The organism is Escherichia sp. E2562 (assembly GCF_005781075.1).
Classification (GTDB): Bacteria; Pseudomonadota; Gammaproteobacteria; order Enterobacterales; family Enterobacteriaceae; genus Escherichia.
Window position 1 is genome coordinate 362549 of the sequence record NZ_VATM01000004.1, and the last position, 23887, is coordinate 386435.

Here is a 23887-nt window from a genome sequence, read left to right on the forward strand (position 1 = left end):
CAGATGCGAAAACGACACGTTACAACGCTGGGTGGCTCGGGATTGCAGGGTGTTCCGGAGACCTGGCGGCAGTATAGGCTGTTCACAAAATCATTACAATTAACCTACATATAGTTTGTCTGGTTTTATCCGGAACAGTGATCTGGGTCACGATAACAACATTTATTTAATTTTTAACCATCACATTTGACAATCATTCAACAAAGTTGTTACAACCGTTACCGGGAAAAGCATATAATGCGTAAAAGTTATGGGGTCACTATTTCACCGAAGATTAACTTATGTAACAGTGTAGAAGTATTGACCAATCCATTCGAGACAGTTATTAGTGATAGACAGGTTTAATAATTCGGATTGCTAAGTGCTTGATTCGCCGTTTATTCGTCATCAATGAATTCTTTACCTGCAAGCGCCCAGAGCTCTGTACCCAGGTTTCCTCTCTTCCACAGAGCGGCGAGCCAAATAACAAACGGGTAAAGCCAGGTTGATGTGCGAAGGCAAATTTAAGTTCCGGCAGTCTTATGCAATAAGGCGCTAAGGAGACCTTAAATGGCTGATACAAAAGCAAAACTCACCCTCAATGGGAACACAGCTGTTGAACTGGATGTGCTGAAAGGCACGCTAGGTCAAGATGTTATCGATATCCGTACGCTTGGTTCAAAAGGCGTATTCACCTTTGACCCTGGTTTCACTTCAACAGCATCCTGCGAATCTAAAATTACTTTTATTGATGGTGATGAAGGTATTTTGCTGCATCGTGGCTTCCCGATCGATCAGCTGGCAACCGATTCTAACTACCTGGAAGTTTGCTACATCCTGTTGAATGGTGAAAAACCAACCCAGGAACAGTATGACGAATTCAAAACTACAGTGACTCGTCATACCATGATCCACGAACAGATTACCCGTCTGTTCCACGCTTTCCGTCGCGACTCGCATCCGATGGCGGTAATGTGCGGTATTACCGGTGCGCTGGCGGCGTTTTATCATGACTCTCTGGACGTCAATAACCCGCGCCATCGTGAAATCGCCGCGTTCCGCCTGTTGTCGAAAATGCCGACCATGGCAGCAATGTGCTACAAATATTCCATCGGGCAGCCGTTTGTTTACCCGCGTAATGACCTCTCCTACGCTGGAAACTTCCTGCACATGATGTTCTCCACGCCGTGCGAACCGTATGAAGTCAATCCGATTCTGGAACGCGCGATGGACCGTATTCTGATCCTGCACGCGGACCACGAACAAAACGCCTCTACTTCTACCGTACGTACCGCAGGTTCTTCGGGCGCAAACCCGTTTGCCTGTATCGCGGCAGGTATTGCTTCTCTGTGGGGACCAGCACACGGCGGCGCCAACGAAGCTGCACTGAAAATGTTGGAAGAAATCAGCTCGGTTAAACACATTCCGGAATTTGTTCGTCGTGCGAAAGACAAAAATGACTCTTTCCGTCTGATGGGCTTCGGTCACCGTGTGTACAAAAACTACGACCCGCGCGCGACTGTAATGCGTGAAACCTGCCATGAAGTGCTGAAAGAGCTGGGTACCAAAGATGACCTGCTGGAAGTGGCCATGGAGCTGGAAAACATCGCGCTGAACGACCCGTACTTTATCGAGAAGAAACTGTACCCGAACGTCGATTTCTACTCTGGTATCATCCTGAAAGCGATGGGCATTCCGTCTTCCATGTTCACCGTCATCTTCGCCATGGCCCGTACCGTTGGCTGGATCGCTCACTGGAGCGAAATGCATAGTGACGGCATGAAGATTGCCCGTCCGCGTCAGCTTTACACTGGTTACGAAAAACGCGACTTTAAAAGCGACATCAAGCGTTAACCATTGATTGCATGACAGTAAATCCTTCTAACCCGTCTTTTCTATGGCGGGTTATTTTTATTTGCCTAAACACAAAAAATTGTAAAGATAAAATCCATTATCGGACCAACATAGATATTGTAAAAAAATAACACTGCTCATTTTGTGATCAGCCTGATGATTTTTTATTACACCCTCCAGATAGCAACATTTTTAACCTCATGAAAATGAGGGGAATCTCTAATAAACCTGCATCCTTTTCATTAAGCAATTAATTCATCGCATCAATTAATTGGCCTTGTGTTTAATACAGTTAACAATGTTTTTAAGTAAAACTAAAAACATTTGATATTCAAGTAAGTTATTCTGGTACCGCTATACTTTTTCTATTTCCTTAAAGGACTCCGTTATGTTTAAAGGACAAAAAACACTGGCGGCGCTGGCCGTATCTCTGTTAATTTCAGCCCCTGTTTATGCTGCAAATGAAGGCTCTGGTGAAATTCACTTTAAAGGTGAAGTTATTGAAGCGCCTTGTGAAATTAAGCAAGAAGACATTGATAAACAAGTAAATCTTGGTGAGGTGACCAAGACCCGCATCAACCAGGATCATCACAGTGCATTAACGCCTGTCGATATTCATTTAGTTAACTGTGACCTGCCAAATTCCGATAACGGTTCTGGTTCCGTAGTATCAAAAGTCTCGGTAACCTTTGACAGTTCGGCGAAAACCACGGGAGCCTCACCAATGCTCAGTAACACCAGCGCTGGTGAAGCCACTGGTGTTGGCGTGCGCTTAATGAACAAAGACCAGTCCAACATCACTCTGGGTTCAGAAAGTCCAGATATTGGGCTGGAACCAACAGCCACAGAACAAACACTAAACTTCTTCGCCTGGATGGAGCAGATTGATAACGGCACTCCCGTGACGGCGGGTGAAGTCACTGCCAACGCGACCTATGTGCTGGATTATAAATAATCACCGCGTCGTCATTGATTAATCTATACATATGACAGCGACGTATTACGGCGGCAAGTTAGCCGCCTTTCTTCAAATATTTATCAGGTATGGATGCCGTGAATATTTACCGAGTTTCTGTTTTATCCTGCCTGACAATGGCTATCCCCTCTGCATTGGCAGTGGAGTTTAACCTTAACGTCCTTGATAAATCGATGCGCGATAGCGTTGATATTTCTCTGCTCAATGAAAAAGGCGCTATCGTCCCCGGTGATTATTTTGTTAGCGTCGTTGTTAATAATATTCAAATCAGCAGTGGGCAATCTATTCACTGGCAAAAAGCCAACGACAAAACAATTCCTTGTATCAATGATTCCCTGTTGAGTAAATTTGGCCTTAAAGAAAAAATCCGCCAGACATTGCCGCAGGTTAATCAGTGTTTTGATTTTAGCGGCCTGCCGGAAATCGTCTTTACGTTTGATCAGACCAACCAACAACTTAATATCACGATTCCACAAGCCTGGCTGGCATGGCATTCAGACAACTGGGCGCCGCCTGAAACATGGGATGCCGGAGTTTCGGGTATCTTGCTGGACTACAACCTGTTTGCCAGCACTTATCGTCCGCAGGAAGGGAGCAGTAATACCAATCTGAATGCTTACGGTACAACGGGTATTAACGCCGGAGCATGGCGTTTGCGTAGCGATTACCAGCTCAACCAGTCCGACAATGGTGATGTGCATAATCAATCCGGGGCCATTTCCCGAACCTATCTGTTTCGCCCGCTACCACAACAAGGCTCCAGATTAACGCTTGGCGAAACCGATCTCAGCTCCAATATTTTTGACGGTTTTTCGTATACCGGTGCCGCCCTGACCAGCGATGACCGAATGCTTCCCTGGGAATTACGCGGATACGCACCGCAAATTAGCGGTGTGGCGCAAACTAACGCTACCGTCACCATAAGCCATACCGGACGCGTCATTTATCAGAAAAAAGTCCCGCCTGGCCCGTTTATCATTGATGACCTGAATCAGTCAGTTCAAGGCACACTGGATGTCAAAGTGACGGAGGAAGATGGTCGGGTTAATAATTTCCAGGTATCCGCAGCATCAACGCCTTTTCTGACCCGCCAGGGGCAGGTGCGTTATAAACTTGCAGCGGGTCGTCCGCGTCCTTCGTTGTCTCATCATACTGAAAACGAAACGTTTTTAAGTAATGAAGCTTCCTGGGGGGTGCTCTCCAATACTTCACTGTATGGCGGGTTGATTCTCGCCGGGGACGATTATCATTCTGGCGCGCTGGGTATAGGGCAAAATATGCTGTGGCTGGGGGCGCTCTCCTTCGACGTCACCTGGGCTAAAAGTCGTTTTGATAATCAACCGGACGAGAAAGGCTACAGTTATCGCTTCAACTACAGTAAACGGATAGATGCCACCGACAGTCTTCTTTCGATAGCGGCATATCGTTTCTCCGACCGCCATTTCCATAGCTACGCCAATTATATCGATCATAAATACAATGACGCTGATGCTCAGGATGAAAAAAGGACAATCAGCCTTTCCGCCGGGCAACCCATTACGCCGCTGAATCTCAACCTGTTCGTCAACGTGTTGCGTCAAACCTGGTGGAATGCGGAGTCCTCCACAACCGCCAATATTACCGCTGGCTTTAACGTTAATATCGGTGACTGGAAAGATATTTCCGTCTCAACCTCATTTAACACCACACATTACGAAAACAAAGCTCGTGATAACCAGATTTACCTGTCCATTTCATTGCCTATTGGTGACGGTGGCCGCATTGGTTATGACATGCAGGACAGTAAAAATAGTACCTCGCACCGCATGTCGTGGAACGATACCCTGGATGACCGTAACAGTTGGGGAATATCGACCGGCCTGCAATCTGACCGCCCTGACAATGGCGCGCAGGTTAGCGGCAATTATCAGCATCTTAGTTCTGCGGGCGAGTGGGATCTGTCTGGCACGTACGCCGCTAATGATTACAGCTCTGCCAGCACCAGCTGGAGTGGCTCCTTTACTGCTACACGCTATGGCGCTGCGTTTCATCGCCGTAGCTCCACCAACGAACCTCGTCTTATGGTTAGTACAGACGGTGTAGCCGACATTCCGATTCAGGGTAATCTCGACTACACCAACCGCTTTGGCATTGCGGTCGTACCGTTTGTCTCCAGTTACCAACCCTCGACTGTCGCGGTCAATATGAACGACTGGCCCGACGGCGTCACGGTATCCGAAAACGTGGTCAAAGAAACCTGGACGGAAGGTGCGATCGGCTATAAAGCGCTGGCTTCACGTTCTGGAAAAGATGTCAACGTCATCATCCGCGACTCCAGCGGTCATTTCCCACCACTCGGCGCCGATATCCGGCAAGAAGGAAGCGGAATCAGCGTCGGAATGGTGGGGGAAGATGGCCACGCCTGGTTAAGTGGTGTGGGTGAAAGTCAGCGATTCACAATACTTTGGGGTGATAAACAGCGTTGTTTAATTCAGCTTCCTCAGCACCTGGAAGATATGAGTAAACGTCTGATTCTCCCCTGTCATTAATTAAGGAAAAGACAATGACAATTTTTAAAGGAATGCCCCTTATTCTGCTGATCGTGAGCTTATGCAGCCATGCTGCGTTACAGCCCGATCGCACTCGCATCGTGTTTAACGCCAAAGATAAAGCGACCAGCCTGCGGATAGAAAATCGCAGCGATAAACTTCCCTATCTCGCATACTCATGGATAGAAAATGACAAAGGGGATAAAAGCGATGATTTCCTCGTAGCCTTGCCGCCAATCCAACGTCTGGAAGCGAAAGCGACCTCGCAGGCGCGTATCGTCAAGCAATCTTCTACCAGCCAATTGCCGACCGATCGTGAGTCGCTGTTTTACTATAATCTGCGCGAGATCCCCCCCGCTCCGGAAAAAGCAACCGGTCATGCCATTCTTCAGGTTGCTATCCAGAGCCGTATAAAGTTGTTCTGGCGGCCCGCCGGATTACGCAAAAAATCGGGCGAGCATGTGGAATTACAGTTACAGGTCAGCCAGCAGAATAATCAGCTTACCCTGAAAAACCCGACCCCTTATTACCTGACCATCGCCTATCTTGGCCGCGATAAAAAAGGCATTCTGCCCGGCTTTAAAAGTACGCTCATAGCGCCTTTTGCTTCGGCAATCGCCAGTACGGGTAACTATAACGGCAACCAGTTTTATCTTGGTTATATGGATGACTATGGCGCGTTGCGTATGACGACGCTCAACTGTCAGGGGCCATGCAAAATGCAGCGCGTGGTGGAGGATAAACAATGAGTATAAGCAAAGGACTGTTACTCATTGCCTGTTTGTTATTTCTGCCCTTAAAAAACGCGTTGGCGCTGGACTGTTATTTTGGCGCCTCAGGCGGCTCGGTGGAAAAAGCAGAAACGATTATGCCATTCGCCGTCCCGGCTAACGCCAAAACGGGAGATAAAATCTGGGAATCCGATGATATTAAAATCCCCGTCTATTGTGATAACAATACTAACGGTGATTTCGAAAGTGAGCACGTTTATGCATGGGTAAACCCCTACCCCGGTATGCAGGATCGCTACTATCAACTCGGTGTAACTTATAACGGCGCTGATTATGACGCCAGCCTCGGAAAAAGCCGTATCGATACTAACCAATGTATCGACAGTAAAAAAATTGACATGTATACGCCAGAGCAAATTATCGCTATGGGATGGCAAAATAAAATTTGTTCTGGTGATCCTGCAAATATCCGTAAATCGCGAACATTTATGGCACGTATGCGACTGTACGTCAAACTACGCGAAATGCCGCCGCACGATTACCAAAGCACCCTTAGCGATTACACTATCGTACAATTTGATGGCGCTGGCAGCGTCAACGAAGATCCCTCGGCCAAGAACCTGAAATATCACATCTATGGGCTGGAAAATATTCGCGTTCTTGACTGCAGTGTCGACTTCGCCATTACCCCTGATAATCAGGTCATCGATTTTGGCAAATTTAACGTGCTGGATATTCGCCGTCACAATATAACAAAAACGTTTTCCATCAAAACGACCAAAACCCAAAATGGTGAATGCACCGATGGCTTCAAAGTCAGTTCTTCGTTTTATACCGAAGAAACATTGGTGGAAGGCGATCAGGCGCTGCTCGTGGGGAATGGATTGCGGCTACGTGTGCTGGATGAAAATTCTTCACCCTATACATTCAATAAATATTCTGAATACGCCGACTTTACCAGCGACATGCTGGTCTATGAAAAAACCTATACGGCAGAACTGTCATCTATAAGCGGCACCCCCATTGAGCCCGGCCCCTTTGATACCGTGGTGCTGTTCAAAATTAACTACAACTAAATTCTATTCACGCGGATAGAACGTTGTGTGTATCACTGTCGTTATATTGTTATCAACGTTCTGACCTTCTGGTCAGAACGTTTTCTAACCAGCATATACTCTAAATTATTTTAAAAAACACCCCATCGGTTAACCATAGAAAGAAAATAGTGCAAAAGCCTATGGGTAAAATACCCCCGAAAAAATCACGGGGGTCATACTCAATCAAAGGGTATTACATTTATTGTTTAAACCAGCAGCAAAGATATTATCGGAATATAGGTAATGACCAACAGAAGTAAAATCAGACTTATCAGTAGTGGCACCGCTTCTCGCATAAATTGCCCGACAGAAACCTGTACGGTATTACACACCAGCAGCATCACCGTTCCGACAGGCGGTGATAACGTTCCTAACGATAAGTTGAGGATCATGATGATGCCAAAATGCACCGGATCAATGCCAAAATGCGCCACCACAGGTTTGAGCAACGGCACTAATATCAGCAGGATGGCGCTGCCTTCAAGGAACATGCCAAGCACCAGCAGCAATAGATTAATAATCAATAAAAAGACGTATTTATTATCGGTCAGAGAGGTCACAAACTCCGCAACTGTTATACCGGCCCGCTCAAGGGAAAATATCCAGCCCAGCGCGGCACTCGCCATAATGATTAACATGACTGACGCCGTGGAACGCGCCGTCTCAGAGAGCGCAGTAAATACATGGCTGATTTTCAGTTCGCGATAAATGACAAAACCAATAAACATCACCAATAATACTGCTACGGCTCCGGCTTCCGTTGGCGTGAAGATATTTGCCCGAATGCCGCCGATAACCGCAACGATTAAAAACAGTGCTGGCCAGGCCTGCACCAGAGCCACCGACACTTCTTTCGGTTTTGGCCAGTGTTCGCTGGAAGGCTTTAAATCGCGACGAATAGCCACCAGCCAGACGGTGACAATCAACATCGCGGCGCACAGCAGTCCCGGAAAGATCCCGGCCATAAACATGGAACCGATGGAGACATCCGCCACCAGTCCGTAAAGGATCAGAGCAATACCCGGTGGGATAATAGGCGTGATCAGCGAGCCGCTGGCAGTTATCGCAGCGGCAAAGCCACGGGAATAACCTTTCTGTTCCATTTCCGGCACCATCATGCGCGACAACATCGCAGCATCCGCCAGGTTAGAAGCACTGACGCCGCCCATCATGGTACTCACCAGAATGTTAGCCCCGCCCAGGCCACCGCGCATTCTACCAACCAACACGTTAGCAATTTGCAAAATACGCGCGGCAATACCGGTATAGCTCATTAGCGTACCTAATAAGATAAAAAACGGAATAGCTAACAGCGAAGGAGTTTGCGTCGTGGCAATCAAACGCTGAATTGCCACCATTAACGGTACGTTTGAATAGCAAAGGAAGTAGGTCAGAATGCCGCAAAACATCGCCAGCCATACCGGCATATTAATAAATAAACAGATGAACATCAGCGGAATGATCATCAGCCAGTTATCCAGCCAACTTCCCGCCAGTAATTCACTCAATGCGGTCATTATTCACCTTCCTTGTTGGGTGTTTTCTTTATCAGGTGTAAGGCGGTAAAACAGGCAATGCCGATAGCGCCAACCGTGACGGCAATATCGATCCAGAACCAGGATATTTTTAATATTTGCGTGGTTTTAAACGCTGTCCCGGCAGCTAATTTCCATGCAGACCAGGCCATAACAACCAGCAAAATAATAGATATCAGAGAGACAAATAAGGTTAATACGCGTTGCCAGCGAGGTGTAAGTGCATCAGCTAAAAATGGAATAGACAAATGAGTATTATCTCTTTCAGCAACAACGGCACCGAACATCACCACCCAAACCATTAATAAACCGGAGATTTCTTCTGTCCATTGTAATGGCATATTAAATACGTAGCGCATGATTACCGCGCCAATGGTTATTATCACTAATAAAAAGAGCGTTAATACTGCGGCAACTTCAATTACTTTCCCTAAAAGACGCATACACACCTCTGCTCTTAACGGTCGGTGCCGAAACACCGACCTGTCCTTGTGCCATGAAGTTATTTCAGCTGTTGCTGAATAGTGTCATATAACCCCGGGGTCCATTCCGGGAATTGTTGGTACACTTTTAAGGCTTTTTCTTTGAAAGGAGCCACGTCAGGATAGATAATTTCTACGCCCTGCTCCTGCATGGTTTTCAACATTGCCGCGTCCTGCTCGGTGGTAATTTTCTGGCTATATAAACCAGCTTCATATGCTGTCTGGTGAATAATATCTAACTGCGCAGGTGTCAGGGTACTGAAAAATGCTTCGCCACCCAGCCATAATGATGTATTGGTCAGATAGTTCACCATTGACAGATATTTCGCCTGCTCATGCAGTTTTTGCCCATACAGAACAGAAACCGGGTTTTCCACACCATCGATCATTCCCTGAGTCAGCGCCGGATAAACGTCTCCCAGCGGCATCGGCGTTGGCGTTGCGCCCATTGCTTCAATGGCCTTAATCTGCATGACGTTATTCGGTACGCGAATCTTCATTCCTTTCAGGTCTTCCGGTGTACGAATTGGTTTTTTAGCAATGATCTGCCGGGTACCGTACAGATAGTTGCTCATGACAATATGCACACCTTTTTCCCGCAGCTTTTGTTCTTTCTGTTTAAACCAGTCGCTGGCATAAATCGCAAACAGTTTCTGCGGATCGTCGGTTAAATAAGGCCCAAATAATATTCCCAGGTCTGCATCATAGTCAGTTAAAAAACCAACATCACTGATGGTGATAATATTCATCCCCATCAACGCTTGCTCTGTAATATCTTGTTTAGAACCTAACTGTGAACTTGGGTAAAGCTCGAAAACAATATCTCCATTGCTTTTTTTCTTCACAAGATCTGCCCAGTACTTCACTACTGTATCCGCGGGTTCGCCAGGGTTACTTTCATAGGCGATTTTGATAGTTACCGGTGCGGCATTCAGCATCGGACTTAATATAGCGAAAAGAAATAAAAATGACGTCAGTAATTTCTTCATTATTATTACCTGTGAGAGCTTTATTGATTAACGGGGATCTGCCCGACAGACTGCGTTTTTGTTGTAATCAAATGCTTTATACGTTAAAACAAACTCCTGATGTTCCAGTCGTTCTGCGGCACAATGTTGACCGTTGGCGACATTTTCAATCACCTGCATAATATCGTCCGCAATGTCGTCGAGCGTTGCGCCTTCGCTAATAACTCGTCCGGCATTTACGTCCATATCGTCAGATAAATGCTCCCACGTCTGCGGGTTATTACACACTTTAATAATCGGTGCGATCACAGAACCAATAACCGAACCGCGCCCCGTGGTAAATAACACCATATGACAGCCAGAGGCGATAAGTTCCAGCGCTTCTGATGAGTCATTAATATTCGGATAACCAAAACGAGGTTCACCATCAGGCACAACGTCCATCAACCAAAGTCCGGGAAAAGGTGTTTGTTGTGTCGGTAAAATAACACCAGCAATATGCGCATCACCCGATTTGGTATATGCCCCGAGGGATTTTTCTTCCTGCGTGGTTAAGCCACCTTCGGCATTACCATTGGAAAAACTCCCCAGCCCCATCAAACTGTAATAACGCTCTGCTTTTGTCATTGCCGCTTCGATGGCATCACGTGCCTGCGGACTGCCCGCTCGCGACATCATATGTTGCTCACAACCAAGCAACTCACCGCTTTCTTCAAAAATGCAGGTAGCCCCTTTCTCCAGCAACTGGTCAAAGGCACGCCCTACTGCCGGATTGCCCGTGATACCACTGGTGCCATCGGAACCACCGCAGATAGTGCCAACCACCAGGTCGCTCCAGTTCAGAGTACAACGCGGTGTATCCGCAAGCTGTTCCAGCATTTCAGCGACCAACTGCTTACCCTGAGTAATGGTGTTGGTCGTACCTTTATTTTCCTGAATCACCAGCGTATGACACGGTCGCCCGCTTTCGCGAACTTCTTGCTCCAGCCGACGGCGATCGAAATTCTCGCATCCCAGCGAAATAATCAGTACGCCGCCAACGTTGCTATGCGTCGCCAGATTTTTCACCAGCCGATAGCCGTAATCGCTGGGATAACAACCTGAAAAACCAAAATACTGCACATCGTGACAAGGAAATCCCTCGGCAATCTTTTTAGCGACGTGGCTGGCACACTCCACCATAAAGATTACCTGCACAGTATTACGAATACCCGGTCGGCCATTTTGCCGTACATAACCTTCCATTATGCTTTTTCCTCTGGCTGATAGCCGGCATCATCATGATGAAAAATGGCGATGGCATTGCTGGCAAGATTATGGGAATGCACATGTTCACCCATGGCAATATCACGAGTGGCATGTCCGATAATGGCGCCATATTTCAGAATCGAATCACCATTGTTCAGCGCTTCGCAGGCCAGTTTGTGACCCAGGGTAACGGAACTACAGGCCACCATTTCCCCCTCATCCCACCAGACAATATCGCCACTGGCGATGTCATTCAGCGCGACTACACAGTTATCTTTGGCATGTAGCTTTAACGCACGTTTGCGCATAATTCCTCCGTACATCAGAAGCCGATCAATGCGCCGCCATCGACCACCAGCACCTGACCACTGACAAATGCCGCTGCGTCTGAAGCCAGGTAAACCGCTGCCCAACCGATATCTTCCGGCTTACCGAATTTTTTCATCGGCGTACGACCCAGGATTTTGTTACGGCGTTCGTCATCACCCTCAATGGCCTTACGCAGCATCGGCGTATCAATCCAGCCAGGCGCAATACCATTGATGCGAATCCCGTGTCCGGCAAGCTCCGTGGTCATACCGCGAATCATGCCGAGATAGGCTGACTTCGCAGCGCTGTAGCCAGTAACCAGAGGCTGCCCAAGAAATGAGGTCATAGAGGCGGTAAACAGAACACAACCTTGACCGCGTTGTTTCATATGCGGCACAAGGGCTTTGGTTAACGCAAATGCACCGACCACGTGAACGTCGAGCACTGACTCAAAATCACTGACACTCATCTCTTCAATCGGTTTTTTGCAGTGATTGCCTGCGTTATTGACCAGGATATCGATAGCCCCGTGTTCGCTAATAAGCGCATCAACTTTTTCCTGCGCGGCTGCGGTATCCCCGACATCCATTTGTATCCAACTGGCCTGCGACCCCAATGTTCCGGCAGTAGCTTTTGCCAGCTCGCTGTTCATGTCAGCAATAATGACCTTCGCCCCGCTGACTATCATGCATTTGGCCATTGCCAGCCCCAGTCCACTGGCCGCCCCTGTAATCAGCGCTGTTTTGTTATGTAAAGAAAAAGCATTCATGGTGTCGCTCCTTAAAGGTCAATGAGGATTTTGGTATACGCGCCGGGATCACTTGCCCAGTCGCTAAAAGCGTGATCGGCCTGTTCCAGCGGGTAGTGAGCGCTCACCAGATTGCTGACCGGATAACGCCCGGACTCCATCAACGCCAGCACGGCACGAAAATCCGCCACGGTGGCATTGCGCGAACCACGGATATCCAGTTCTTTCATCAGGAACTGCGCACTCTGATAACTCACAGGCTGTTTGGCGTAACCGACATAAACCACACGACCGCTAAACGCCACCAGCCCTGTAGCCTGTTCAATGGTTTGTTGATTACCCACCGCTTCAATCACCACTTCCGGGCCGCGACCGTCATTTAAGAGCGCCAGTTCTGCCGCCACGTCACATTGCTGCGAATTAAGAAAACGTTGCGCGCCGCACTCCTGGGCAATGTTCTGCTTGCGATCATCAATATCGATAGCAATTACGCGCGCGCCCATCGCGGATGCCGCAGCGATAGCGCCAAGGCCAATTACCCCACAACCGATAACTGCGACCCATTCACCGACATTAATTTGCGCACGTCTGGCTGCATGTAGTCCCACCGCCAGCGGTTCTACCAGCGCTAACTCATCAACACTTAAGGCATTACAAACAATGACCTTATGTGCAGGCATCGTCAGTTGTTGCGCCATCCCACCCTGACGCTGTACACCGAGAGTCTGGTTGTTCTTACAGGCGTTAGGACGACCGCTCAGACAGGAGCTGCACACGCCACACTCAGTGCAAGGCAGAACGACCACCCGGTCACCAGGCTTGATCGCCCCCGCCATATCGCCAGTTGCCAGCACCGTGCCGCCAATTTCATGCCCCGGAATACAGGGATAATTAACCAGCGGATTCAGCCCCCGCCAGGTATTGAGGTCAGAGCCACACAGCCCAACACGCTCAACATTGATAAGCACTTCTCCTTTCCCGCAGACCGGTTCGGGGATATCAACAAATCGCGCCTGACTTCCCTGCTCAATGGTTAATGCCTTCATTCGTTGCTCTCCTTACATTACGCCGAAGGTTTCAAAGGCCTGTACCGTGCTCATGCCATCACTGATGGCTTTGCGCACTTCACTTTCAGTTGCCACTTTTTCCAGGGCCTGGCTAATAACTTCTTTCTCAACAACCTGGGGAATAATCAGTAATCCGTCACGATCGCCAAACACGATATCGCCCGGATTCACCCGCACACCGTGAAATTCGATGGGTACGCCGAAATCGATAACTTTGCCGCGCGGACCTTGATCCTGTGCGTAAGTGCCATGACAAAAGGTGGGAAATTTAAGTTCAAGAATTTCAGCAGAGTCACGGGCGTAACCATCAAGTACCGCACCTGCTGCTTTCAGATGCATGGCACGGGTCGACATCAACCCGCCCCACAACGCATAGCGCAGAGAGCTGCCCGTAGTGATGTAAACATCGTTCTCTTTGAGGGCATCCAGCGCTTCAAACATGATGCCAAACGGTTTTTCGCCGATCGCCGTCTTACCCGACGTCGATTTGGTTTCGTAAACGTCGGACTCCAGCACCGGCATTGCCCGGCCTGCCACTACCATATTCACCTCCAGCGGCTTGATTGCCGGAGAAACAAACTGGTGCATATAGCCCAGCGTGTCGAGAATATCGCCAACCACGGCGGTAAATAGCCGGGTTTTCATCAACGCAAAAAGTTCGTTATCACTCTTCCACATCATATTTACCTATAAGCCTGTTTAACAGGTTTACAGGGTAAGGAGAAAAAGCGCACAATACTGCGATGGGCGTCACGAAAAAATTGGGGATTTACTATTTCTTCGCCACGCTTTGACGCAATATGTCTTTGATTCGCACTGTATGGCGGGCGCACAGGCGCAGTAGTCTATTGATAATCAAGGGTTCTGGAGGAAAATATGAAGGATACAGTCCCGGTATTCTGGATTTTACCGACCAGGAAAAAGTACAACAGGAGTAAAAATGAGTGAGAGTGCGTTATTGACCAGCGTAACGTTATCGTCACAGGTCAAAAATCATATTCTTAATCTGATCGCCGAACAAAAATTGACACCGGGGATGCCAGTTCCCAGTGAAGTTCAGTTGATTCAGAAATTGGGCGTCAGTCGGGGTATTGTGCGTGAGGCCTATCGTTCACTTGCCGCCCTGGGGATTCTGGAAACGCACAGCGGTAAAGTGCCACGAATCAAAAAATTTGATGATGAAGTGCTGCGCGTGGTGTTTGGATTTGCCCTGGCGACCGAACAAGTGACAACAGAGCAAATTCTTCAAGTACGCCGCTGGCTGGAGTTGGGCGTTGTGGAAGCGGCTGCCCGTAATGGCGAAGAGGAAGATTTTGCTAACCTACGGGCTGAAATGGCAAAAATCCGCGAACAGTTCGATGATGTTGAAAGCTTTATCACCCATGATATCCGCTTCCATCAGTTACTCGCCGTTGCCTCAAAAAATCCGCTTTTTATGATGTTATTGCAGGCATTACATCAGCAGTTGCGGCAATCCATCCAGGAGGGGTTAAACGCCCAAAGCGATCAAAAAGAGTATGGCAATCACATCATCACACTACACCAGAAAATCTGCGACGCGGTGTGTGCCAGAGATGTCGAAACGGCGACTCAAGCCATGAAATCACACTTCGACAGCCCGGTCAGTGCACTGATCAATAATTCCTCGCCTTGACATCCTCCACGCCCTGAATGACGAGGATCCCTGCTACGTTCAGCCTGTCGCCTGAATCATTTCGGTGGGTTCCTGCTTCAACGGGCGGCCTGACTGCACCATCCCTCCACAGGCAAGAACGGCGTGCCCCGCCGCTAAAATGTTACGAGCGCCGTTTACATCGGCGTTCGCTGTATATCCACATACCTGGCATCTGAATTTACTTTGTGACAGGCGATTTTCTTTCGCTGTATGACCACAGCACGCGCAACGCTGGCTTGTGTACGCTGGCGGAACCGCAAGCACCTGACCGCCACGCCAGAGCTCTTTGTACTCAAGCTGGCGGCGCATTTCATACCAGCCCTGATCCAGTATCGAACGGTTTAAACCTGATTTTGCCCGGACATTGCGCCCCGGCTGGCTGACCGTACCCGCTGCTGACTTTGACATGTTGCTGACCTTCAAATCCTCAATGACTATCATTGCGTGGTTTTTGCTGATTGTCGTTGTGACTTTGTGAAGGTAGTCCCTGCGGATATTTGCGATACGGGAATGCAGACACTGTATTTTGCGTTTCTGCTTCTGCCAGTTGTTGCTGAATTTGACCTTGCGGCTTAACTGTCGTTGAAGTCTCGCCAGCTTTTTCTGGTTTTTCTGAAAACTGTTTACAGGCTCAAAGACTGTGCCATCTGACAGCGTGGCAAGTTTAGCCACGCCAGCATCCAGTCCGACCATTGATACTGAAGGGTGAACCGGAGTGGATACTTCACTTTCTGTCTGAATACTGATGTACCACTTACCGCAGGACTGGCTGACTGTGACATTTTTTACAACCCCCATGACCTGACGACTGTTCCGGTAGCGCATCCAGCCAAGTTTCGGCAGAAAAATACGGCTGTTTTCCTGATCGAGCTTAACGCCCTGTGGGTAGCGGAATGCATCATTCTGTCCCCGCTTTTAGAATCGGGGAAAAGCCGCACGCTTCTGGAAGAAATTTTTGTAGGCTCGCTCAAGGTCTTTCAGTGACTGTTGCAATGGCTGTGCTGGAGCATCTTTAAGCCATTGTGTTTCAGTGGCATTTTTCCACTCAACCAACCAGGAGGCCATTTTCGCGTAAGGGATGTATTTATTACCGGCCTCATGATTCTCATTCTGAAGCGCCAGAGCACAATTGAAAACGAAACGACACGCGCCTGCGAAGCGCCTCATTTCACGCTCCTGTTGACCACCGGGTCTTAACTGGAATTTAAATGCCTGTAGTCGTTTCACCGGCCAAATTATATTTTGGTCTATGAAAAAAGAAACCGATATCCGACGCGGAAGGCACTGTGTTTTCCTGATGCATGTTCATTTGGTCTTTGTCACCAAATACAGACGCCAGATTTTGACCATGACGCGACAGGAAAACTACGCACTTACTTTTCAAATGTATGTGCTGATTTTGAAGCTGAACTGGTTGAAATGGATGGCGAACAAGATCACGTCCATTTGTTAATTAACTATCCACCCAAGCTGGGGATATCCAGTCTGGTAAACAGCCTCAAAGGCGTATCGAGTAGGTTACTGCGACGAGATCGACCAGATATTGCAGTCAGGTATTACCACAAAGGCGTTTTGTGGAGTCCCAGTTATTTTGCCAGTAGCTGCGGAGGTGCGCCAATATCCGTCATCCACCAATACATTGAACAACAGCAAACACCTGGTTAGGTGGAAAACCGCGCCTTATATCCCCGCCCTGATTGAACTGCCCCCATAAACCTGGACAGTGATAATTAGTCCGCGATGTGGCCTGAGTCCGGTATTCTACCGGACTCAGGCCCTTTAACTTCTCTTTTACAAACGAGAGGGAAACAACGGTACTTAATACGCCCTTTAGCCAAAATCTGTCTTTTTCTTGATTACCGCTATTTTTTCGTTAAGGCGCATTCTTTATGCTGTATCGATACACCAAAGGTAAGTTAAACAGGGAGTGACGGATGCCAGTGCTACAGTGGGGAATGTTATGTGTTCTGTCACTTCTCCTTTCTATTGGCTTCCTCGCTTTACATCTCCCGGCGGCACTCCTGCTTGGGCCGATGATCGCCGGGATCATCTTCAGTATGCGCGGGGTTACCCTGCAACTCCCCCGCTCCGCTTTTTTCGCCGCGCAGGCCATTCTTGGCTGTATGATTGCGCAAAACCTGACCGGTTCGATCCTGACCACGCTGGCGGTTAACTGGCCGATTGTGTTAGCTATTTTGCTGGTGACGCTGCTTTCCAGTGCTATCGTGGGATGGTTACTGGTGCGCTATAGCTCACTGCCCGGAAATACTGGTGCCTGGGGCTCCTCGCCTGGTGGTGCAGCGGCAATGGTCGCGATGGCGCAGGATTACGGCGCAGATATCCGCCTGGTGGCGTTTATGCAGTATCTGCGGGTACTGTTTGTCGCGGGGGCCGCTGTTCTGGTCACCCGAATGATGCTGGGCGATAACGCTGAAGCGGTTAACCAGCAGATAGTATGGTTTCCGCCAGTGAGCATTCATCTCCTGTTCACCATCCTGCTCGCGGTCATTGCGGGTACGGCGGGATGCCTGTTGCGTATACCTTCCGGCACGATGCTTATCCCGATGCTGGCAGGTGCGGTGCTCCAGTCTGGTGAGTTCATCACGATTGAGTTACCGGAATGGCTGCTGGCGATAGCTTATATGGCGATTGGCTGGCGAATTGGTCTGGGCTTCGATAAACAAATCTTACTGCGGGCATTGCGTCCGCTGCCGCAAATCCTGCTGTCGATATTTGCTCTGCTCGCCATCTGCGCCGCGATGGCGTGGGGGCTGACCTGGTTTATGCATATTGATTTTATGACTGCCTACCTCGCCACCAGCCCCGGCGGACTAGATACGGTGGCGGTCATCGCCGCAGGGAGCAATGCCGATATGGCGCTTATTATGGCGATGCAAACCCTGCGCCTGTTCAGTATTTTGCTGACGGGGCCTGCCATTGCGCGGTTTATTTCAACCTATGCGCCGAAGCGAACGGCCTAGTGCTGGCAACCAGGACACCAGTAAAACGGGCGCGATGACAGCGTGATTTTCTCAATGGTGCCGCCACAGCGTTCGCACGGTTCGCCATCACGATGAAAAACCTTAAAACGGAACAGCGCGCCGTGATGTTTATTTTCATCCACCTGCCCCCGCGTAGCGTAAGAAAGTCGCGGAATATCCAGTAGCGCGTGCGCAAGCGCATCCAGCTGCTTCGCGTTGAGATCTTTCGCTTTATAACTCCCGGTTAATCCGACCTGCCAGAGGATCTCTACCCGCAGATAATTGCCAAGCCCCGCCAGAAACGCCTGGTCGAGCAGTAATCCGGCAAACTGCCGATTACGAAAGCGCGGCGACAATAACCGTTCTTTCACCACATCCGGCGTCAGATTCGGGTCGAGCACATCGGGGCCAACGCGTTGTAAGAACGGATGCGTCGTCAGTTGTTCCGGCGTTAACATTTCAATATCAGAGGCGCTATAAAGCAGAATGGTTTTGTCGGCTGTTTGCAGCTTTACCCGCAACACCCGCGTGGTCTGCGGCTCTTCGCCAGTATCAACCACGCGCCAGACACCATAGAGTTGGTTATGGCTATAGAGCGTTAAGCCATCCGAAAAATGGGTCAGCAACGCTTTTCCGCGCGTTTCCACATAAGTGACATGCTGACCAATAAGTTGTGATTGATAAGGTTTTAACTGCGGGAAGGCAAACCAGACATCGGTCAGTGGTTTGCCTTTGATCGCCGCCTCCAGGTTATCCGCTGCACGGCGGATCTCCGGACCTTCAGGCATGGTGATATCCTTTTTTCATTCTTTGTTCAGAGGGATTATGCTGCGACAACAATCCCCTTTTCGGCAAATGCAGATCGTAGCCGGCGGGCGAACGCCAGTGCGTGTTCTCCGTCGCCATGCAGGCAGACCGTTTGCGCCGCGACCGTTGCCCATTCGCCGGTGATACTTTTGACTCTGCCGTGTTGCACCATCTCCAGCGTTTGCGCCAGCGCCTGTTCTTCGTTTTCAATCAACGCGCCTGGTTGGCTTCGCGGCACCAGCGAACCGTCGGCTTGATAGCCGCGATCGGCAAACACTTCCTCGCGCGTTACCAGGCCATATCGTTCGCCTGCACGAATCAGCTCGCTTCCTGCCAGTCCAACGAGAATCAATGCCGGATCGCTGGCGTAAACGGCTCTGGCGATGGCGTCTGCCAGTTGTGCGTCTTTCGCTGCCTGGTTGTATAACATGCCGTGCGGTTTAACATGACGCATTACGCCACCTTCCGCCCTGGCAATCGCTGCCAGCGCGCCAATTTGATACAGCGTCTGGGCATAAACGGTTTCTGGCGGCAGCTGCATGGCGCTGCGACCAAAATTTTCTCTGTCGGGAAAGCTCGGATGAGCGCCAATAACCACACCATTTTTTATTGCTTCTCGCACGCTTACCAGCATGGTTTGTGCATCGCCTGCATGAAATCCACAGGCAATATTGGCCGACGAAACCAGCGTTAAAAGTTCCGCATCGCTGGAACTTCCTTCGCCCAGATCGGCGTTAAGGTCAATTTTCATTGTGCAGCCGCCACGCTAATTGTTCGAAATAACGTTGCTGATCTTGCCGCGCTTTCAGCGCCTCTTCCAGTGAACACTGGACAAAATGAATCGGCTGACCGAGCGGAATTTGCGCCAGATGGTACATATCAGCCTCAATGATGCAGGCAATGCGCGGGTAACCGCCGGTAGTTTGCGCGTCGTTCATCAACACAATGGGCTGCCCGTTATGCGGCACCTGCACCACGCCTGGCAACAAACCGTGAGATAACAGTTCGCGATCGGTGGTGCGTTTTAAAATTTGCCCCTGTAAGCGATAGCCCATGCGGTTACTTTGCGGGCTAAGCTGCCAGGGCGAACGCCAGAATGCATCCTGCGAGGCGCGATCAAACTCATGATATTCCGGCCCCGGTAAGGCGCGAATCCGGTTACCCCACAGCAACTGTTTAACGCCCTGCGCTTCCATAAAATCACGCTTCGCTTTGCCAATGGGGAGTCGGTCACCATCCTTCAGTAAACGCCCTTCCAGCCCGCCAATCCCCACCTTGAGATCGGTGCTGCATGACCCCATCACTGGCGGCACATCAATACCGCCCGCCACCGCCAGATAGCTACGTACACCATGTTGTGGACGTTTAAGCATTAAACGCTGACCTGCTTTCATCGGCAAGCGCCAGCCAGTCCAGACAGCATTATCATCCAGCCGCGCCTCGCAACCTGCGCCAGTCAGGGCAAACCAACCATCGCTTTCAAACTCAACCGTTAACTGACCGAGCGTGATCTCCAGCGCGGGCGCGTTGGCATCATTACCCACCAGCAGGTTAGCAATGCGTAGCGCTGGCATATCCAGTGCGCCGCAGTGGCTGATACCCGACTGGCGAAAACCGTGACGGCCGCCATCCTGCACGGTGGTATACATGCCCGCACGAATGATTTTCAGCATACTCCCTCCTTCTGCGGTACAAAGCGCACGCTATCTCCCGGACGCAATAAGATAGGTTCGTCACGCGTCGGGTCAAACAGACTGAGCGAAGTATGACCTATCAACTGCCAGCCGCCCGGCGTTGCCAGCGGATAAACACCGGTCTGCGGCCCGCCAATCCCGACAGAACCTGCCGGAACGAGCAAGCGCGGTTCAGCGCGCCGTGGCGTGTGTAGTTGTTCCGGCAAACTCCCGAGATACGGGAATCCTGGTTGAAAACCTAAAAACCAGACCACGTATTCCACGGAGGAGTGCAGTTCAACGACCTGTTTTTCGCTCAACCCACAATGTGCAGCGACCACCGCCAAATCCGGCCCGCCTGCGCCACCGTAAACCACCGGAATTTCGATAAAGCGAGACTCCGGTTCCAGCGCCTCGCTCTCTTCCCACCAGCGTTGCAAACGCTCTATGGCGTCCAGCGCCAGCGTTTCAGGGTTACGCAAAATCACCGTGATATTGTTCATGCCGGGAATAGCTTCAACGACATTCGGCATATCCACCAGACGCTGGGCCAGCCGCCAGATCCGTTTCTGGCTGGCCAGCGTCACCGGCGGCTCCAGTTCCAGCACTACCGCCGTTTCACCTATCAGATAACAACGCGCTCGTTGCACTTTCGATCCCTCTGATTATTCGTTATGCAGGATTAGGAATATCAATAAAGGTCACATCAAGATCGGTATTTTCATTCAACCACTCGCTCAACGCGCGAATACCACCGCGTTCAGTGGCATGGTGACCCGCAGCATAAAAATGCAATCCCTGCTCGCGGGCTGAATGAATGGTCTGTTCAGAAACTTCGCCAGTAATAAAAGCATCCACGCCAAAACGCGCGGCACTATCAATAAAACTTTGCCCACCACCGGTGCACCAGGCGACGCGCTGTACTACCTCCGGGCCGTTGTCGCCACACCACAACGGCTTGCGTCCCAGACGCGCTTCAATCCATGAGGCCAGTTCCAGCCCCGGTACCGGCATGGTCAGTTCGCCCCACGGCACCAGTGGTTCGATCTCGCCCATGATCGTGATCCCCAGTAACGCCGCCAGTTGCGCGTTATTGCCCAGCTCAGGATGTGCGTCAAGTGGCAGATGCCAGCCATACAGGTTGATATCATTCGCCAACAATGTTTTTAAGCGGTTACGCTTCATACCACGAATTACTGGCGATTCCCCTTTCCAGAAATAACCATGATGCACAATGACCGCATCAGCGCCCAGGCGTACCGCTTCATCGAGTAGCGCCTGGCTGGCGGTGACACCGGTAACAATTTTTTGCACCGTCTCTTTGCCTTCCACCTGCAAACCATTCGGCGCATAATCACTTATCGCCGCGCTGTTCAATTTCTCGTTAATCAGTTGTTCCAGTTCGGTGTTTTTCATCATTGCGCCTTCCATATTCTGATAGCTACTCCGTTAACATAGCGTTCCCTCGCCTGTTCGTCGATAGCCAATCTTTCGACATATTAAGAAACAAACCCATCGCCAAAAGGCGCAAATTGTTTATCTCATAAATGCATAGTTCATGTATATTTATGCAATCAGACAGCATATTGCATAAATAATCAGATCTGTATCAAAGTTTTAACTTTAAGGAAAAACACGCACGCCGCGCAACTATTACGTGGTGTCGCATCCAACCGCGGAATTACTATGAATAAACACGCATCACAGCCGCGCGCTATCTACTACGTTGTCGCGCTGCAAATCTGGGAATATTTTAGCTTTTACGGCATGCGTGCCTTGCTGATTCTCTATCTCACCAATCAACTGAAATACAACGACACCCACGCTTACGCGTTATTTAGCGCCTACTGTTCGCTGGTGTATGTCACGCCGATCCTCGGCGGTTTCCTGGCGGACAAAGTGCTCGGCAACCGCATGGCAGTAATGATAGGGGCATTGTTGATGGCAGTCGGGCATGTGGTACTGGGCGCCAGCGAAATCCACCCGACATTCCTCTATCTGTCGCTGGCGATTATTGTCTGCGGCTATGGTCTGTTTAAATCCAACGTCAGTTGCCTGCTTGGTGAACTGTATGAACCGACCGATCCACGTCGCGATGGCGGTTTCTCGCTGATGTATGCGGCGGGTAACGTGGGATCGATTATTGCCCCTATCGCCTGTGGTTACGCCCAGGAAGAGTACAGTTGGGCGATGGGCTTTGGCCTGGCGGCGGTTGGCATGATCGCGGGTCTGGTCATTTTCTTATGTGGCAATCGTCATTTCACACATACCCGCGGCGTTAACAAAAAAGTACTGCGTGCGACAAACTTTCTCCTGCCGAACTGGGGATGGCTGCTGGTTCTGCTGGTCGCAACGCCTGCGCTGATTACTATACTGTTCTGGAAAGAGTGGTCGGTATACGCCTTAATTGTCGCCACTATCATTGGTCTGGCGGTACTGGCGAAAATTTATCGCAAAGCAGAAAACCAGAAACAGCGTAAGGAGCTGGGGCTGATTGTGACGCTCACCTTCTTCAGCATGTTGTTCTGGGCCTTCGCACAACAGGGCGGCAGCTCGATTAGCCTTTATATCGACCGCTTCGTTAATCGCGATATTTTCGGTTATAGCGTTCCGACCGCCATGTTCCAGTCGATTAATGCTTTTGCTGTGATGTCGTGCGGTGTGGTGCTTGCCTGGGTGGTAAAAGAGAGCGTTGCGGGTAATCGTACCGTGCGCATCTGGGGGAAATTTGCTCTTGGCCTCGGCCTGATGAGCGCCGGGTTCTGTATTCTTAGCTTAAGCGCCCGCTGGTCTGCAATGTATGGCCACTCTTCCCTGCCGCTGATGGTGCTTGGTCTGGCAGTGATGGGGTTTGCCGAACTGTTTATCGATCCGGTTGCTATGTCGCAAATTACGCGTATTGAAATCCCCGGCGTGACCGGCGTATTAACCGGCATTTACATGCTGCTTTCCGGTGCGATTGCTAACTATCTGGCGGGCGTCATTGCCGATCAAACATCGCAAGCTTCGTTTGATGCTTCCGGGGCGCTCAATTACTCCATCAATGCATATATAGAAGTGTTTGATCAAATCACCTGGGGTGCGCTGGCGTGTGTAGGACTGGTGCTGATGATTTGGCTGTATCAGGCGCTTAAGTTCAGAAACCGTGCGCTGGCGCTGGAGTCTTAATACGCCAACACCGATGCCTGATGCGACGCTTAACGCGTCTTATCAGGCTTGGATGGCCCAT

22 protein-coding genes and 2 pseudogenes are annotated in these 23887 nt (G+C 49.9%); 10 read left to right on the plus strand and 14 right to left on the minus strand.

Annotation, left to right across the window (positions count from 1 at the left end):
* Positions 1 to 237 precede the first annotated feature (237 nt).
* From FEK43_RS08650 to FEK43_RS08675, 6 genes are all read left to right on the plus strand, one after another.
* Positions 238 to 345 carry a hypothetical protein gene (locus tag FEK43_RS08650; RefSeq protein ID WP_130209864.1) on the plus strand — a complete coding sequence of 36 codons (108 nt, stop codon included), beginning with the start codon at positions 238 to 240 and terminating at the stop codon, positions 343 to 345.
* Between the two features lie 204 nt (positions 346 to 549).
* Complete coding sequence (gltA, locus tag FEK43_RS08655; RefSeq protein WP_064528891.1) at positions 550 to 1833, plus strand: citrate synthase; 1284 nt, start codon at positions 550 to 552, stop codon at positions 1831 to 1833.
* A gap of 388 nt (positions 1834 to 2221) precedes the next feature.
* Positions 2222 to 2788, plus strand: a complete 567-nt coding sequence (locus FEK43_RS08660; protein ID WP_130209862.1) for a fimbrial protein — start codon at positions 2222 to 2224, stop codon at positions 2786 to 2788.
* A gap of 89 nt (positions 2789 to 2877) precedes the next feature.
* Positions 2878 to 5337: a fimbria/pilus outer membrane usher protein gene (locus FEK43_RS08665; protein WP_167850461.1), complete on the plus strand. Its 2460-nt coding sequence runs from the start codon at positions 2878 to 2880 to the stop codon at positions 5335 to 5337.
* A gap of 14 nt (positions 5338 to 5351) precedes the next feature.
* Positions 5352 to 6086, plus strand: a complete 735-nt coding sequence (locus FEK43_RS08670) for a molecular chaperone (protein ID WP_130259814.1) — start codon at positions 5352 to 5354, stop codon at positions 6084 to 6086.
* The gene (locus FEK43_RS08675; RefSeq protein ID WP_130259815.1) at positions 6083 to 7144 is read left to right on the plus strand and encodes a fimbrial protein; all 1062 of its coding nucleotides are present in this window, start codon (positions 6083 to 6085) and stop codon (positions 7142 to 7144) included. The genes FEK43_RS08670 and FEK43_RS08675 overlap by 4 nt, the downstream gene beginning before the upstream one ends.
* A gap of 227 nt (positions 7145 to 7371) precedes the next feature.
* On the opposite strand, the gene FEK43_RS08680 is transcribed toward FEK43_RS08675, so the two are convergent.
* The 8 genes from FEK43_RS08680 to FEK43_RS08715 are packed head-to-tail and all read right to left on the minus strand — an operon-like array spanning position 7372 to position 14203.
* Positions 7372 to 8682, minus strand: a complete 1311-nt coding sequence (locus FEK43_RS08680) for a TRAP transporter large permease (protein ID WP_135406212.1) — start codon at positions 8680 to 8682, stop codon at positions 7372 to 7374.
* On the minus strand, positions 8682 to 9143 hold the full coding sequence (locus FEK43_RS08685; RefSeq protein WP_130209852.1) for a TRAP transporter small permease: 462 nt from the start codon (positions 9141 to 9143) through the stop codon (positions 8682 to 8684). The genes FEK43_RS08680 and FEK43_RS08685 overlap by 1 nt, the downstream gene beginning before the upstream one ends.
* A gap of 59 nt (positions 9144 to 9202) precedes the next feature.
* The gene (locus FEK43_RS08690; protein ID WP_130259817.1) at positions 9203 to 10171 is read right to left on the minus strand and encodes a C4-dicarboxylate TRAP transporter substrate-binding protein; all 969 of its coding nucleotides are present in this window, start codon (positions 10169 to 10171) and stop codon (positions 9203 to 9205) included.
* 27 nt (positions 10172 to 10198) lie between these two features.
* Positions 10199 to 11395: a UxaA family hydrolase gene (locus tag FEK43_RS08695; RefSeq protein WP_130209848.1), complete on the minus strand. Its 1197-nt coding sequence runs from the start codon at positions 11393 to 11395 to the stop codon at positions 10199 to 10201.
* Positions 11395 to 11706: a UxaA family hydrolase gene (locus FEK43_RS08700; protein ID WP_001361279.1), complete on the minus strand. Its 312-nt coding sequence runs from the start codon at positions 11704 to 11706 to the stop codon at positions 11395 to 11397. Before FEK43_RS08700 ends, FEK43_RS08695 begins: the two co-directional genes overlap by 1 nt.
* Positions 11707 to 11720: 14 nt before the next feature.
* The gene (locus tag FEK43_RS08705) at positions 11721 to 12476 is read right to left on the minus strand and encodes an SDR family NAD(P)-dependent oxidoreductase (RefSeq protein WP_135406211.1); all 756 of its coding nucleotides are present in this window, start codon (positions 12474 to 12476) and stop codon (positions 11721 to 11723) included.
* A gap of 11 nt (positions 12477 to 12487) precedes the next feature.
* On the minus strand, positions 12488 to 13501 hold the full coding sequence (locus FEK43_RS08710; RefSeq protein WP_000646084.1) for a zinc-binding alcohol dehydrogenase family protein: 1014 nt from the start codon (positions 13499 to 13501) through the stop codon (positions 12488 to 12490).
* A gap of 12 nt (positions 13502 to 13513) precedes the next feature.
* Positions 13514 to 14203 (minus strand): RraA family protein, encoded by a 690-nt coding sequence (locus tag FEK43_RS08715; RefSeq protein WP_240725799.1) that lies wholly within the window; start codon positions 14201 to 14203, stop codon positions 13514 to 13516.
* Positions 14204 to 14462: 259 nt separating this feature from the next.
* Between FEK43_RS08715 and FEK43_RS08720 the strand changes: the two genes are divergently transcribed.
* On the plus strand, positions 14463 to 15176 hold the full coding sequence (locus FEK43_RS08720; protein WP_130209844.1) for a FadR/GntR family transcriptional regulator: 714 nt from the start codon (positions 14463 to 14465) through the stop codon (positions 15174 to 15176).
* 39 nt (positions 15177 to 15215) lie between these two features.
* On the opposite strand, the pseudogene FEK43_RS08725 reads toward FEK43_RS08720, so the two are convergent.
* Positions 15216 to 16424: pseudogene (locus tag FEK43_RS08725) on the minus strand (transposase).
* Positions 16425 to 16446: 22 nt separating this feature from the next.
* On the opposite strand from FEK43_RS08725, the pseudogene tnpA reads away from it, so the two are divergent.
* Together tnpA and FEK43_RS08740 are read left to right on the plus strand one after the other, a co-directional pair.
* Positions 16447 to 16862: pseudogene (tnpA, locus tag FEK43_RS08730) on the plus strand (IS200/IS605 family transposase).
* Positions 16863 to 17131: 269 nt separating this feature from the next.
* Positions 17132 to 18178: an AbrB family transcriptional regulator gene (locus FEK43_RS08740; RefSeq protein ID WP_135406210.1), complete on the plus strand. Its 1047-nt coding sequence runs from the start codon at positions 17132 to 17134 to the stop codon at positions 18176 to 18178.
* Here FEK43_RS08740 and nei read toward each other — a convergent pair.
* Genes nei through ybgI form a run of 5 tightly spaced genes read right to left on the minus strand, consistent with a single transcriptional unit; the run spans position 18175 to position 22074 of the window.
* Positions 18175 to 18966: an endonuclease VIII gene (nei, locus tag FEK43_RS08745; protein WP_135406209.1), complete on the minus strand. Its 792-nt coding sequence runs from the start codon at positions 18964 to 18966 to the stop codon at positions 18175 to 18177. The two genes, FEK43_RS08740 and nei, sit on opposite strands and share 4 nt — an antisense overlap.
* 35 nt (positions 18967 to 19001) lie before the next feature.
* Complete coding sequence (pxpA, locus tag FEK43_RS08750; RefSeq protein ID WP_135406208.1) at positions 19002 to 19736, minus strand: 5-oxoprolinase subunit PxpA; 735 nt, start codon at positions 19734 to 19736, stop codon at positions 19002 to 19004.
* Complete coding sequence (gene pxpC / locus FEK43_RS08755; RefSeq protein WP_130210754.1) at positions 19726 to 20658, minus strand: 5-oxoprolinase subunit PxpC; 933 nt, start codon at positions 20656 to 20658, stop codon at positions 19726 to 19728. The genes pxpA and pxpC overlap by 11 nt, the downstream gene beginning before the upstream one ends.
* The gene (pxpB, locus tag FEK43_RS08760; protein ID WP_130210756.1) at positions 20652 to 21308 is read right to left on the minus strand and encodes a 5-oxoprolinase subunit PxpB; all 657 of its coding nucleotides are present in this window, start codon (positions 21306 to 21308) and stop codon (positions 20652 to 20654) included. Before pxpB ends, pxpC begins: the two co-directional genes overlap by 7 nt.
* Before the next feature lie 22 nt (positions 21309 to 21330).
* Positions 21331 to 22074 (minus strand): radiation resistance protein YbgI, encoded by a 744-nt coding sequence (ybgI, locus tag FEK43_RS08765; protein WP_130261053.1) that lies wholly within the window; start codon positions 22072 to 22074, stop codon positions 21331 to 21333.
* Between the two features lie 270 nt (positions 22075 to 22344).
* Here ybgI and dtpD point away from each other — a divergent pair, with 270 nt between their 5' ends.
* On the plus strand, positions 22345 to 23826 hold the full coding sequence (gene dtpD / locus FEK43_RS08770; protein ID WP_135406207.1) for a dipeptide permease DtpD: 1482 nt from the start codon (positions 22345 to 22347) through the stop codon (positions 23824 to 23826).
* Positions 23827 to 23887 lie beyond the last annotated feature (61 nt).